The sequence below is a fragment of the Pseudomonas helvetica genome, assembly GCF_039908645.1.
GTDB classification, from domain to species: Bacteria; Pseudomonadota; Gammaproteobacteria; order Pseudomonadales; family Pseudomonadaceae; genus Aquipseudomonas; species Aquipseudomonas helvetica.
The window spans coordinates 3,697,732-3,711,815 of sequence record NZ_CP150917.1 but is presented as its reverse complement, the minus strand read 5'-3'; the positions used below and the strand labels follow the sequence as shown (position 1 = coordinate 3,711,815).

11 protein-coding genes are annotated in these 14,084 nt (G+C 57.6%); 5 read left to right on the top strand and 6 right to left on the bottom strand.

What is annotated here, in order from left to right:
* Window positions 1–135: 135 nt before the first annotated feature.
* Complete coding sequence (locus AABM55_RS17115; protein ID WP_347927078.1) at window positions 136–2,361, bottom strand: NADP-dependent isocitrate dehydrogenase; 2,226 nt, start codon at window positions 2,359–2,361, stop codon at window positions 136–138.
* A gap of 492 nt (window positions 2,362–2,853) precedes the next feature.
* Between AABM55_RS17115 and icd the strand changes: the two genes are divergently transcribed.
* Window positions 2,854–4,110 (top strand): NADP-dependent isocitrate dehydrogenase, encoded by a 1,257-nt coding sequence (gene icd, locus AABM55_RS17110; RefSeq protein ID WP_054597846.1) that lies wholly within the window; start codon window positions 2,854–2,856, stop codon window positions 4,108–4,110.
* Between the two features lie 79 nt (window positions 4,111–4,189).
* On the opposite strand, the gene cspD is transcribed toward icd, so the two are convergent.
* A complete protein-coding gene (cspD, locus tag AABM55_RS17105; protein ID WP_162491273.1) occupies window positions 4,190–4,453 on the bottom strand; it encodes a cold shock domain-containing protein CspD in 264 nt (87 codons plus the stop codon).
* 223 nt (window positions 4,454–4,676) lie between these two features.
* Between cspD and clpS the strand changes: the two genes are divergently transcribed.
* The 3 genes from clpS (at window position 4,677) to AABM55_RS17090 (ending at window position 8,190) form a co-directional block, all read left to right on the top strand.
* Window positions 4,677–5,039: an ATP-dependent Clp protease adapter ClpS gene (clpS, locus tag AABM55_RS17100; protein ID WP_015094394.1), complete on the top strand. Its 363-nt coding sequence runs from the start codon at window positions 4,677–4,679 to the stop codon at window positions 5,037–5,039.
* A gap of 29 nt (window positions 5,040–5,068) precedes the next feature.
* The gene (gene clpA, locus AABM55_RS17095; RefSeq protein ID WP_054597844.1) at window positions 5,069–7,339 is read left to right on the top strand and encodes an ATP-dependent Clp protease ATP-binding subunit ClpA; all 2,271 of its coding nucleotides are present in this window, start codon (window positions 5,069–5,071) and stop codon (window positions 7,337–7,339) included.
* Between the two features lie 728 nt (window positions 7,340–8,067).
* Window positions 8,068–8,190, top strand: a complete 123-nt coding sequence (locus tag AABM55_RS17090; protein WP_347927077.1) for a hypothetical protein — start codon at window positions 8,068–8,070, stop codon at window positions 8,188–8,190.
* Between the two features lie 354 nt (window positions 8,191–8,544).
* On the opposite strand, the gene infA is transcribed toward AABM55_RS17090, so the two are convergent.
* The 4 genes from infA to trxB all read right to left on the bottom strand — a co-directional run bounded on the left by infA (window position 8,545) and on the right by trxB (window position 11,336).
* A complete protein-coding gene (gene infA / locus AABM55_RS17085; RefSeq protein WP_002553999.1) occupies window positions 8,545–8,763 on the bottom strand; it encodes a translation initiation factor IF-1 in 219 nt (72 codons plus the stop codon).
* A gap of 111 nt (window positions 8,764–8,874) precedes the next feature.
* Window positions 8,875–9,582 (bottom strand): arginyltransferase, encoded by a 708-nt coding sequence (locus AABM55_RS17080; protein ID WP_054597843.1) that lies wholly within the window; start codon window positions 9,580–9,582, stop codon window positions 8,875–8,877.
* A 58-nt stretch (window positions 9,583–9,640) separates the two neighbouring features.
* Window positions 9,641–10,321, bottom strand: a complete 681-nt coding sequence (aat, locus tag AABM55_RS17075; RefSeq protein ID WP_054597842.1) for a leucyl/phenylalanyl-tRNA--protein transferase — start codon at window positions 10,319–10,321, stop codon at window positions 9,641–9,643.
* 64 nt (window positions 10,322–10,385) lie between these two features.
* A complete protein-coding gene (gene trxB, locus AABM55_RS17070; RefSeq protein WP_054597841.1) occupies window positions 10,386–11,336 on the bottom strand; it encodes a thioredoxin-disulfide reductase in 951 nt (316 codons plus the stop codon).
* A gap of 328 nt (window positions 11,337–11,664) precedes the next feature.
* On the opposite strand from trxB, the gene ftsK reads away from it, so the two are divergent.
* On the top strand, window positions 11,665–14,070 hold the full coding sequence (gene ftsK, locus AABM55_RS17065) for a DNA translocase FtsK (RefSeq protein ID WP_103316443.1): 2,406 nt from the start codon (window positions 11,665–11,667) through the stop codon (window positions 14,068–14,070).
* Window positions 14,071–14,084 lie beyond the last annotated feature (14 nt).

Here is a 14,084-nt window from a genome sequence, read left to right as displayed (position 1 = left end):
ATACCGTGCATAACGGTTTTACGACTGCTTCGCAGCCGAACGCAGCCTCGCAGGCTCGGCAGCTGCTACGGGGCTGTGGGTGTTGGAAACAGAAACCCCGGCACGGGGCCGGGGCTTCTTTGCATCCTTACAACCTTAAACCAGCGCAGCAATCGCCGCGTTGAAGGTGTTGCTTGGGCGCATGGCCTTGCTGATCAGCTCGGCGTTGGCGTGGTAGTAACCGCCGATGTCGACTGGCTTGCCCTGAACGGCGTTGAACTCGGCAACGATGGTTGCCTCGTTCTCGGTCAGGGTTTTCGCCAGTTGGCTGAACTGCGCTTGCAGCGCTGCGTCTTCAGTCTGGGCGGCCAGGGCCTGGGCCCAGTACAGCGCCAGGTAGAAGTGGCTGCCGCGGTTGTCGATGTTGCCGACTTTGCGCGATGGCGACTTGTTGTTGTCCAGGAACTGGCCGGTGGCCTGGTCCAGGGTCTTGGCCAGCACCAGCGCCTTAGGGTTGTTGTAAGTAACACCCAGGTGCTCGAGGGAGGCGGCCAGGGCCAGGAACTCGCCCAGGGAATCCCAGCGCAGGAAGTTTTCTTCCAGCAGTTGCTGAACGTGCTTCGGTGCCGAACCGCCAGCGCCGGTTTCGAACAGACCGCCGCCATTCATCAGTGGAACGATCGACAGCATCTTGGCGCTGGTGCCCAGCTCCATGATCGGGAACAGGTCGGTCAGGTAGTCGCGCAGTACGTTGCCGGTCACCGAGATGGTGTCCTTGCCTTCGCGAGTACGGGCCAGGGTGAAGGCCATCGCGTCGACTGGCGACATGATGCGGATGTCCAGGCCGGAAGTGTCGTGGTCCTTCAGGTAAGCCTGAACTTTCTCGATCACTACGCCGTCGTGGGCGCGCATTGGGTCCAGCCAGAAAATCGCCGGCGTTGCGCTTGCGCGAGCACGGTTGACCGCCAGTTTGACCCAGTCCTGGATCGGTGCGTCTTTGGTCTGGCACATGCGGAAGATGTCGCCGGCTTCAACCGATTGCTCCAGCAGGGTGCGACCAGCGCTGTCGGAAACGCGAACCACGCCGTTTGCCTTGATCTGGAAGGTCTTGTCGTGGGAGCCGTACTCTTCGGCTTTTTTCGCCATCAGGCCAACGTTTGGCACGCTGCCCATGGTGGTTGGGTCGAAGGCGCCGTGTTGCTTGCAGTCTTCGATCACCGCCTGGTAGATGGTGGCGTAGCAGCGATCCGGGATCACGGCCTTGGTGTCGTGCAGCTGGCCGTCGGTGCCCCACATTTTGCCGGAGTCACGGATCATGGCTGGCATCGAGGCGTCGACGATAACGTCGCTCGGCACGTGCAGGTTGGTGATGCCTTTGTCGGAGTTGACCATCGCCAGCGAAGGGCGAGCGGCGTAGACCGCCTGGATGTCCGCTTCGATCGCCGCTTGCTGCTCGGCCGGCAACGCCTTGATGCGGGCGTACAGGTCGCCGATGCCGTTGTTCAGGTTGAAGCCGATCTGTGCCAGCACGTCAGCGTGCTTGGCCAGGGCGTCTTTATAGAACTCGGCAACGATCTGGCCGAACATGATCGGGTCGGAGACCTTCATCATGGTGGCTTTCAGGTGAACCGACAGCAGAACGCCTTTTTGCTTGGCGTCTTCGATTTCTGCGGCGATGAAGCTACGCAGGGCGTTTTTGCTCATCACGGCGCAATCGAGGATCTCACCGGCTTGCACGGTGGTTTTTTCTTTCAGGACGGTGGTGGTGCCGTCTTGAGCGATCAGTTCGATTTTCACGGCGTCAGCGGCGTCGATCAGGGCAGCTTTTTCGCTGCCGTAGAAATCGCCGGTGCTCATGTGAGCGACGTGAGACTTGGAGTCTTTTGCCCAGGCGCCCATTTTGTGCGGGTGCTTGCGAGCGTAGTTCTTGACCGACAATGGTGCGCGGCGATCGGAGTTGCCTTCACGCAGAACCGGGTTTACCGCGCTGCCCTTGATCTTGTCGTAACGGGACTTGGCGTCCTTGTCAGCGTCGCTGGTGACGGTTTCCGGGTAGTCCGGCAGTGCATAGCCCTGGGCTTGCAGTTCTTTGATCGCGGCCTGCAGTTGCGGAACCGAAGCACTGATGTTCGGCAGTTTGATGATGTTGGCTTCAGGCGTGACGGCCAGCGCGCCCAGTTCGGCGAGGTGGTCGGCTACGGCTTTATTACCCAATTGCTCGGGGAAGCTGGCCAGGATGCGCCCTGCAAGAGAGATATCGCGGGTTTCCACGGCGATATCAGCGGAGGCGGTGAAAGCCTCTACGATAGGCAACAGTGAATAGGTGGCGAGGGCTGGGGCTTCGTCGGTGAAGGTGTAGATGATCTTCGAGCGGTTGGGCATATTCGGATTAACTCTCTTCTTTGCTAAAGCGTGCGCAGAAACTCGAGGGGCGCCGGGTAAGCGCGTTCGTTCAAAGTCATCCATGAGCCGAATGTCGAGGTTTCTTCGCGGTGATGTTGGGTGCATCAGTCGAGCGTCAAGCGGGTGGACTGCGGTAACAGCCCGGCTTTAATCGGGCGGAAAGTCTCGTAATAGAGAGGTTCGCCTATGTGACCCTGCGGTCAGCGGCGGCATTATACATAGGTAGCTGGCAATCTGCCGATGGTTCATATGCAACGAATATCGTCCATTGGTCTAAAGGTCGCAGGCGTGCGTGCGGCGTAGAGTCGTCTACCGTGCTTGAGTTTGGCGCTTTTCCCTTTGCTTTCAGGCTTGTACGTCGCGAACTGTGCAGCTTTGCGGCAGATCGATGGAACATAGGGTTTGCGTGCCGATTTAACTGGGGTACGCTCGGACGAAGCCAGATGTTCAATCCAAACAATGGAGTTCAGCATGGGATACAAGAAGATTCAGGTTCCAGCAGTCGGCGACAAAATCACCGTCAATGCAGACCATTCTCTCAATGTTCCTAACAACCCGATCATCCCTTTCATTGAAGGTGATGGTATCGGCGTTGATATCAGCCCGGTCATGATCAAGGTTGTCGATGCTGCTGTTAAGAAGGCTTACGGCGGCGAGCGCAAAATTTCCTGGATGGAAGTCTACGCCGGGGAAAAAGCGACTCAGGTTTACGATCAGGACACCTGGCTGCCTCAGGAAACTCTGGATGCAGTCAAGGATTACGTGGTTTCCATCAAGGGCCCGCTGACCACGCCGGTCGGTGGCGGTATCCGTTCCCTCAACGTTGCCCTGCGTCAGCAGCTCGACCTTTATGTGTGCCTGCGTCCTGTGCGCTGGTTCGAAGGCGTGCCTAGCCCGGTCAAGAAGCCTGGCGATGTCGACATGACGATCTTCCGCGAGAACTCGGAAGACATCTACGCCGGTATCGAATGGAAGGCCGGTTCGCCGGAGGCGACCAAGGTCATCAAGTTCCTTAAAGAAGAAATGGGCGTTACCAAGATCCGTTTCGACCAAAATTGCGGTATCGGCATCAAGCCGGTTTCCCTGGAAGGCACCAAGCGTCTGGCACGCAAGGCCCTGCAATACGTTGTCGACAATGATCGCGATTCGCTGACCATCGTCCACAAAGGCAACATCATGAAGTTCACCGAAGGTGCCTTCAAGGAGTGGGCCTACGAAGTGGCCGCTGAAGAATTCGGCGCAACCCTGCTCGACGGCGGCCCGTGGATGCAGTTCAAGAACCCGAAAACCGGCAAGAACGTCATCGTCAAGGATGCCATCGCCGACGCCATGCTCCAGCAGATCCTGCTGCGCCCGGCTGAATACGATGTGATCGCGACCCTGAACCTGAACGGCGACTACCTGTCCGACGCCCTGGCAGCTGAAGTCGGTGGTATCGGTATCGCGCCAGGGGCCAACCTGTCCGACACCGTGGCGATGTTCGAAGCCACCCACGGCACTGCACCGAAGTACGCCGGCAAGGACCAGGTCAACCCGGGTTCGCTGATTTTGTCTGCTGAAATGATGCTGCGTCACATGGGCTGGACCGAAGCGGCCGACCTGATCATCAAGGGCACCAACGGCGCAATCTCGGCCAAGACCGTGACCTATGACTTCGAACGTCTGATGGAAGGCGCCAAACTGCTGTCTTCTTCCGCGTTCGGCGATGCGCTGATCTCGCACATGTAAGCTGATTTGCGTTAAATAAAAAACCGGCCGACTCAAATGATGAGTCGGCCGGTTTTTTATGTCTCTAAGTTTGCTGGTATCAGCTCAACGCACGCTCGTGCTGGACGGTCGTTGCAGGTGCGGGCGCATTGGCCTTTACTGTAGCTGAGTCGATGTTGATCGCGTGCAGGCCTTTGGGGCCCTGGATGATCTCGAAACTCACGGATTGGCCTGCTTTCAAGGTCTTGTAGCCGTCCATTTTAATGGCCGAGTAGTGGGCAAAGAGATCTTCCTCCTTGCCGTCCTCGTTGATGAAGCCATATCCCTTGGCATTGTTGAACCACTTGACCTTACCGCTAGCCATGCTCATATCCCTCTGCAACAGACTCCATCACTGGAGTATCATCCAGTTAATCCGCATCAACCCTGAAATGGGGTTGGCTGTGCGGACCTTTTTTACCCACCGTGGGCTCTATTGGTTGTAACACTGATTTGCCGATAGTCAAGGTGACCAAGCAGTCGGGGTTGAAAAGCTCTGGGGCCGCCCCCACCACTGTATTCAGCTCAACTAACGAACCTTTCTTTCCATGCATGCTATCAGCCAGATTCGACTAACATTCAATCAGGATCGCCCTGATTTACACGACGACGATTCAGCAGGCATTGCTGTACAGGAGGCCAAGCCTGCGTTACAGGCGCCGCCGATGTACAAGGTGGTTTTGTTCAATGATGACTACACACCGATGGATTTCGTCGTCGAAGTGCTCGAGGTGTTTTTTAACCTGAATCGCGAGCTGGCGACCAAGGTCATGCTGGCCGTCCATACAGAAGGACGGGCAGTATGTGGAGTGTTTACCCGCGACATCGCCGAGACCAAGGCCATGCAGGTCAACCAGTACGCCAGGGAAAGCCAGCATCCGCTACTCTGTGAAATCGAGAAGGACGGTTAACGCCGACCACTTGGGTATGAGGTGAAGCTATGTTAAACCGCGAGCTCGAAGTCACCCTCAATCTCGCCTTCAAGGAGGCGCGTTCGAAACGTCATGAGTTCATGACCGTCGAACACCTCCTGTTGGCTCTATTGGATAATGAGGCAGCCGCCACCGTTTTGCGTGCGTGCGGCGCAAACCTCGACAAACTCAAGCATGACCTGCAGGAGTTCATCGACTCCACCACGCCTTTGATCCCCCTTCATGACGAGGATCGCGAAACCCAGCCAACCCTGGGCTTCCAGCGTGTACTGCAACGTGCTGTCTTTCATGTACAGAGCTCGGGCAAACGCGAAGTAACTGGCGCCAACGTGCTGGTTGCAATCTTCAGTGAGCAAGAGAGTCAGGCGGTGTTCCTGCTGAAACAGCAGAGCGTTGCACGCATTGATGTCGTCAATTACATCGCTCATGGCATCTCGAAAGTGCCTGGGCATGGCGAACACTCTGAAGGTGAGCAAGATATGCAGGACGACGAGGGCGGTGAGTCTTCTTCTTCAGGCAATCCTCTGGATGCATATGCCAGCAACCTCAACGAACTGGCGCGCCAGGGGCGTATCGACCCATTGGTCGGGCGTGAAATGGAAGTTGAGCGCGTCGCGCAGATTCTGGCGCGTCGGCGTAAAAACAATCCGTTGCTGGTCGGCGAGGCAGGCGTGGGTAAAACCGCAATTGCCGAAGGTCTGGCCAAGCGCATTGTCGACAATCAGGTGCCTGATCTGTTGGCCAATAGCGTGGTTTATTCGCTCGATCTGGGCGCGTTGCTCGCTGGGACCAAATACCGTGGCGATTTCGAGAAACGCTTCAAGGCGTTGCTCAATGAGCTGAAAAAACGTCCGCAGGCGATCCTGTTCATCGACGAGATCCATACCATTATTGGTGCAGGTGCCGCCTCTGGCGGTGTCATGGATGCTTCGAACCTGCTCAAGCCGCTGCTGTCGTCGGGTGATATCCGTTGCATCGGTTCGACCACGTTCCAGGAATTCCGTGGAATCTTCGAAAAAGACCGTGCCCTGGCACGGCGCTTCCAGAAGGTCGATGTGTCGGAGCCTTCGGTCGAAGACACCATTGGTATCCTGCGCGGTCTCAAGGGGCGTTTCGAGCTCCATCACAATATCGAATACAGTGATGAAGCCCTGCGCGCCGCTGCCGAACTGGCATCGCGCTACATCAATGACCGGCACATGCCGGACAAGGCCATCGACGTCATCGACGAGGCGGGCGCCTATCAGCGTCTGCAGCCGATCGAGAAGCGTGTGAAACGCATCGAAGTGCCTCAGGTCGAGGACATCGTGGCGAAGATTGCGCGGATTCCGCCAAAACACGTCACCAGCTCCGACAAAGAGTTGCTGCGTAACCTTGAGCGCGATCTGAAGTTGACGGTGTTCGGCCAGGATGCGGCGATTGATTCCTTGTCGACCGCGATCAAGCTGTCCCGTGCGGGTCTGAAGTCGCCTGACAAGCCTGTCGGTTCGTTCCTGTTTGCCGGCCCTACCGGGGTCGGTAAAACCGAAGCGGCCCGGCAACTGGCCAAGGCGCTCGGGATCGAACTGGTTCGCTTCGACATGTCCGAATACATGGAGCGCCACACCGTTTCGCGTTTGATCGGTGCACCTCCGGGGTACGTCGGGTTCGATCAGGGCGGCCTGCTGACTGAAGCGATCACCAAGCAGCCTCATTGCGTGCTGTTGCTCGATGAAATCGAGAAGGCGCATCCGGAAGTCTTCAACCTGCTGTTGCAGGTCATGGACCACGGTACGCTTACCGATAACAACGGGCGCAAGGCGGATTTCCGTAACGTGATCGTCATCATGACGACCAACGCCGGTGCCGAAACCGCAGCTCGGGCTTCTATTGGCTTCACGCATCAGGATCACTCGTCTGACGCGATGGAAGTGATCAAGAAGAGCTTCACGCCGGAATTCCGTAACCGTCTGGACACCATTATCCAGTTTGGTCGCCTCAGTCATGAGGTCATCAAAAGCGTGGTGGACAAGTTCCTTACCGAACTGCAGGCGCAGCTGGAAGACAAGCGTGTACTGCTCGAGGTCACCGACGCTGCACGCAGTTGGCTGGCGGCCGGTGGTTATGATGCGACGATGGGTGCGCGACCAATGGCGCGCTTGATCCAGGACAAGATCAAGCGTCCGCTGGCGGAGGAGATTCTCTTTGGCGAACTGGCCGAGCATGGCGGTGTGGTACACATCGACATCAAGGATGGCGAGTTGACCTTCGACTTTGAGACTACTGCTGAAATGGCCTGACGGTTGTTGCTGTTGCTTTAAAGCAGAAGGCGCCTGGTGGCGCCTTTTTGCTGTCTGTGGATTTGGGTTTGGGTTTGGGTTTGGGGTTCGGGTGTATATCCGTTGCTGCGGTAACGGCTGCTGGCGGTTTCGCCCTTACGGCGACTCACTTTTTTTACAAGCGCCTAAAAAAAGTAAGCAAAAAAACGCTCGCCCCAAGCGTACGGCACCTCGCTTAGGCTCGGCGTTCCCTCGCTACGGTATTCATCAGGAGGCATCGCCTACGGTCTGCTTCGCGACGACCTCCTCTCGATGTGTCCGGCTACGCCGTACGGCGCTACGCGCCAACCTCCTGATGAACACCTCCACTCGGCCTCCCGAAGGGGCGGGCGGATCAAGATCAACAGCGGCAGGCGAGCTAACGCTCGGCCTGTTGAGTGGTGGGGGGGATGCGCTGCTTTGCCTTTTTTGCCTTTTTTGTGGGAGTCGGGCTTGCTCGCGATGACGGCCTGAAAGCCGACCAATCACTCACAGATGTACGCCATTCAAAAGTGTGGGAGCTGGCTTGCCTGCGATGGCGGCCTGACAGCCGACCAATCTCTTGCAGATGCACGCCAATCCATTGTGGGAGAGCCTGCTCGCGATGGCGATCTGACAGCCGGCGTATCTCTTGCGGATGTACACCAATTAAAACTGTGGGGGCTGGCTTGCCTGTGATGGCGGCCTGACTGTTGATCGGTTTCTGATGGATGTACTCGAATTACAGTGGGCCTACAAAACGCTTTGGCTTTGGCTTTGGCTTTGGCTTTGGCTTTGGCTTTGGCTTTGGCTTTGGCTTTGGCTTTGGCTTTGGCTTTGGCTTTGGCTTTTGATCTTGATCTGCTTTTGATCTTTCGCCCCATCGGCAGGCCGAGCGTAGGTGTCCATCAGGGGGTAGGCGCGCAGCGCCGTTCGACGAAGTCGAACACATCGAGAGGAGGTCGTAGCGAAGCAGACCGTAGGCGATGCCCCCTGATGGGCACCGTAGGGAGGGAACACCGAGCCTTGGCGAGGTGCCGTACGCCGGGGCGAAGCCTTTTGCTTACTTTTCGGCGTCTGGAAAAGTGAGTCGCTGTAAGAGCGAAACCATAAGCAGCCGTTACCGCAGCAACGGATATACACCCCAGCCGAAAGATCCCAGACAAACAAAAACGCCCGGCAGAGCCGGGCGTTTTGTATTGACTTGATTAACGAGCGCGGTAAGTGATCCGCCCTTTGCTCAAATCATAGGGCGTCAGCTCGACGCGCACTTTGTCACCGGTAAGAATACGAATGTAATTCTTGCGCATCTTGCCGGAAATATGCGCGGTTACGACGTGCCCATTTTCCAACTCCACACGAAACATGGTGTTGGGCAGGGTGTCGACGACAGTGCCTTCCATTTCGAAGCTGTCTTCTTTCGACATGCAGTAAAGCCCTCGGTATCCAATGAATGGCCCGGTGCAACTGCGCCAGGCAAAAGCGGCGTGCATTGTGCCCGAAAAGTGGGGTTTAAGCCAAGGGCTTTAGGGCTGAACCTAGTTCAGTACCACCCAGCGCTGATTAATCAGCAGCTCTATGGGGCGATATTGGGTCTTGTAGTTCATTTTCTTGCAGTTTTTGATCCAGTATCCGAGGTAAACCGCGTCCAGTCCCAGGCGCCGGGCTTCGTTGATCTGCCAGAGAATCGCGTAACGGCCCAGGCTGCGGCGATCTTCTTCGGGCTCATAGAAGGTGTAGACCGCCGACAAGCCGTTGGGCAGCAGATCCGTCACGGCGACCGCCAGCAGACGGCCTTCGAGGCGGAACTCATAGAAACGCGAAAACGGCAGGTCGCGGACCAGAAAGGTCGAAAACTGATCGCGGCTGGGCGGGTACATGTCGCCATCGGCGTGGCGCTGTTCGATATAGCGTTGGTAAAGCTCGAAATATTCTTCGCTGAAACCCGGTTTGGCTGGGCGAACCTGCAGGTCGGCGTTGCGTTTGAAAATGCGTTTTTGCTGACGGTTTGGCGAAAACTGTGCAACCGGAATGCGCGCAGGCACACACGCATTGCAATTTTGGCAATGCGGCCGGTACAGGTGATCGCCACTGCGACGAAAACCCATTTCCGACAGGTCTGCATAGACATGCACATCCATGGGCTGGCTAGGGTCGAGGAACAGCGTGGTGGCCTGTTCGTCGGGCAGATAGCTGCAAGAGTGGGGCTGAGTGGCATAGAACTTGAGGCGCGCCAACTCGGTCATGAATCAACCCTCGGGAATAGCTGTTCAATTAAGTGTAAGCCACGAGCGCAAAAGTCGCTCAGCAAACCCATGGGGCGCCGCTGGCTTGATCAAGGTGTTGCTGCAGATAGCCAGCAAACTCTCGGCGCGGGATCGCCCGGGCACCCAGACTGTGCAGATGACCGGTCGGCATCTGGCAGTCGATCAGCACGAAACCGGCGTCCTTGAGGTGGTTGACCAGCGTGGCGAAGCCGACCTTGGAGGCGTTGTCGGCCCGGCTGAACATCGATTCACCAAAAAACAGCTGACCCATGGCCAGGCCATAGAGCCCACCCACCAATACCCCTTGGTCCCAGACTTCGACCGAGTGGGCGTATCCGCGAGCGTGCAGCTCCATGTAGGCGGTTTGCATCGCTTCGGTGATCCAGGTGCCATCGGCGTACTCCCGCGGAGCTGCGCAGGCGCGTATGACGGCCGGGAAGTCCTGATCGAACGTCACGTCGTAACGCTTTTGGCGCAACAGCTTGCCGAGGCTGCGAGAAATATGCAATTCGTCGGGAAACAATACGGTGCGTGGGTCCGGCGACCACCAGAGGATCGGTTGGCCCTCCGAAAACCACGGGAAGCAACCGTGGCGGTAAGCCTGGATCAGCCGATCGGCGCTCAGGTCGCCGCCAGCGGCAAGCAGGCCGTTGGGGTCGCGCATGGCTTTTTCCAGCGGCGGGAATTTCAGGGAGTCGCGTTGTAACCAGGTCAGCATGGTATCCAGGCTTGCAGAAGGGGAGGGCAGCGGCAGGCATTGGCCTGCCGCAACGAATGTCTTATCAGTTGTCGTCCAGGTACTTCTCTGCGTCCAGTGCCGCCATGCAGCCGGCACCGGCGGAAGTCACCGCCTGACGGTAGACGTGGTCGGCCACATCGCCGGCGGCAAACACCCCTTCGATCTCGGTGGCGGTGGCATTGCCTTCGCTGCCGCCGCGAACTCGCAGGTAGCCGTTATGCATTTCCAGCTGACCCTGGAACAGGTCGGTATTGGGTTTATGGCCGATGGCGATGAATACGCCGGTCAGCTCCAGGTCTTTCATCGCGCCGGTCAGGCTGTCGCGCAGGCGTGCACCGGTTACGCCGCTGGCATCGCCCAATACCTCTTCAAGGTTCTGGTTCCAGTGCAGGCGAATGTTGCCATTTTTGGCACGCTCGAACAGTTTGTCCTGAAGAATCTTCTCTGAGCGCAGTTTGTCGCGACGATGAATCAGATGCACTTCCTTGGCGATGTTGGCCAGGTACAGCGCTTCTTCAACGGCCGTGTTGCCACCGCCAATCACTGCGACCACCTGATTGCGGTAGAAAAAACCATCGCAGGTGGCACAGGCAGAAACGCCTTTGCCGGCGAAGGTTTCTTCAGAAGGCAGCCCCAGGTATTGTGCCGAAGCACCGGTCGCGATAATCAATGCATCGCAGGTGTAGGTGCCACTGTCGCCAGTGAGGCGAAACGGCCGCTGCTGCAACTCTGCGGTGTGAATGTGGTCGTAGACGATCTCGGTGTCGAAACGCTCGGCATGTTTTTGCATGCGTTCCATCAGCACCGGGCCGGTCAGGCCTTCAACATCGCCTGGCCAGTTGTCGACTTCAATGGTGGTGGTCAATTGACCGCCGGCTTGCAGGCCGGTAATAACAGTCGGCTTGAGGTTGGCACGAGCGGCATAAACGGCGGCGCTGTAACCGGCAGGGCCGGAACCCAGAATGATCAGGCGTGAATGCTTAGCTTCGCTCATAAAAACACCTCATAAGCCTTTGTCACAAAAGAGAATGCATGCTCAAATTGAAGCGCGCGCAACGTACTTTTGGCTATGCTACACCTTAGCTGCTCTGGCGTGGCATCGTGCGGGCAAACCCGTACAATGCCGGTCTGTATCAGGATGTTCCGAAATCTTCGTATAAAAGATCGCTGTCTTCGGCATCTCCGACGGTTTCAGATTTCGATGTCAGAGTGTTAAAAGTAGTCTCTGTTGCGCCCGTTAACTTTGTTACCTGCCCGGAGTGGGCAGTTTTTTGTAGTCAATCAACAGTTGGACGCGCTACAGGCGCAGGAAAAGACGCGTTTTGAAGAAATCCACCGCAGCACCTAAAACAGTAGTTCCACTCTGGCGTCAGCATCTGCACTACCGGCTCAAGGAAGGTGCACTGATCGCCATCGGTGCCTTGTGCCTGTTCCTGATGATGGCCTTGCTGACCTATGGCAAGGACGATCCGGGCTGGAGTCATAACAGCAAAATCGACGATGTACAGAACTTCGGCGGGCCGGCCGGCTCCTACAGCGCCGATATCCTGTTCATGGTGCTGGGTTACTTCGCCTATATCTTCCCGCTGTTGCTGGCGATCAAGACTTACCAGATCTTCCGCCAGCGCCACGAACCGTGGCAGTGGAGCGGCTGGCTGTTTTCCTGGCGCCTGATCGGCCTGGTGTTTCTGGTGCTGTCGGGCGCAGCCCTGGCGCATATCCATTTCCACGCCCCGACCGGTTTGCCGGCCGGCGCTGGCGGTGCATTGGGTGAAAGCCTGGGCGATCTGGCGAAGAACGCGCTGAATATCCAGGGCAGCACCCTGATGTTCATCGCGCTGTTTCTGTTCGGCCTGACCGTGTTCACCGACCTTTCATGGTTCAAGGTGATGGACGTCACCGGCAAGATCACTCTCGACCTGTTCGAACTGTTCCAGGGAGCTGCCAATCGCTGGTGGGCTGCGCGCACTGAACGCAAGCAACTGGTTGCACAATTGCGTGAAGTCGACGATCGGGTGCACGAAGTCGTGGCTCCGACCGTGACCGACAAGCGCGAGCAAGCCAAGGTCAAGGAACGCCTGATCGAGCGCGAGCAAGCCCTGAGCAAGCACATGTCCGAGCGCGAGAAGCAGGTTCCGCCGGTGATTGCTCCAGCACCGCCGAAAGCGCCGCCGCCAAGCAAACGCGTCGAAAAAGAGAAACAGGCGCCGCTGTTCGTTGACAGCGCGGTCGAAGGCACCTTGCCGCCGATCTCGATTCTCGACCCGGCAGAAAAGAAACAGCTCAACTATTCGCCTGAGTCGCTGGCTGCGGTTGGCCATTTGCTGGAAATCAAGCTCAAGGAATTCGGCGTCGAAGTCTCGGTGGATTCGATTCACCCAGGCCCGGTGATTACCCGTTACGAGATCCAACCGGCGGCCGGGGTAAAAGTCAGCCGTATCTCCAACCTGGCCAAAGACCTTGCACGTTCGCTGGCAGTGACCAGTGTGCGGGTGGTGGAAGTGATTCCCGGCAAGACCACGGTCGGTATCGAGATTCCCAACGAAGACCGGCAGATCGTGCGTTTCTCCGAAGTGCTGTCGACGCCGGAATACGATGACGCCAAGTCCCCGGTCACCCTGGCCCTGGGTCACGACATCGGCGGTAAGCCGATCATCGTCGACCTGGCAAAAATGCCTCACCTGCTGGTGGCCGGTACTACCGGTTCCGGTAAGTCGGTGGGCGTGAACGCGATGATTCTGTCGATTCTGTTCAAGTCGGGCCCGGAAGACGCCAAGCTGATCATGATCGACCCGAAAATGCTTGAACTGTCGATCTACGAAGGCATTCCTCACCTGCTGTGCCCGGTGGTTACCGACATGAAGGACGCTGCCAACGCGTTGCGCTGGAGCGTGGCCGAGATGGAGCGCCGCTACAAGCTGATGGCGAAGATGGGCGTGCGTAACCTGTCGGGTTTCAACCAGAAGGTCAGGGAGGCGCAGGAAGCCGGTACGCCGCTGACGGATCCGTTGTACAACCGCGAAAGCATTCACGACGAAGCTCCGCTGCTGACCAAGCTGCCAACCATCGTGGTGGTGGTCGACGAATTCGCCGACATGATGATGATCGTCGGCAAGAAGGTTGAAGAGTTGATCGCCCGGATCGCCCAGAAAGCCCGTGCGGCCGGTATTCACTTGATCCTTGCGACCCAGCGCCCGTCGGTGGATGTGATCACCGGTCTGATCAAGGCCAACATTCCGACCCGTATGGCGTTCCAGGTATCGAGCAAGATCGACTCGCGAACCATCATCGACCAGGGTGGTGCCGAGCAGTTGCTGGGTCACGGTGACATGCTCTACATGCCACCGGGCACCAGTCTGCCAATTCGGGTTCACGGCGCGTTCGTTTCCGACGATGAAGTTCACCGGGTGGTTGAAGCCTGGAAACTGCGCGGTGCACCGGAGTACAACGACGACATCCTCAACGGTGTCGAAGAGGCGGGCAGTGGCTTTGAAGGCAGCAGCGGTGGCGGCGACGATGATGCTGAAACCGACGCGCTCTATGACGAAGCGGTGCAGTTCGTGCTGGAAAGCCGCCGCGCCTCGATCTCTGCGGTTCAGCGCAAGCTGAAGATCGGCTACAACCGCGCTGCGCGCATGATCGAAGCCATGGAAATGGCCGGGGTCGTGACCTCCATGAATACCAACGGCTCGCGTGAAGTGCTTGCACCAGGCCCTATGCGCGACTGACCGGTGCCGCGTGA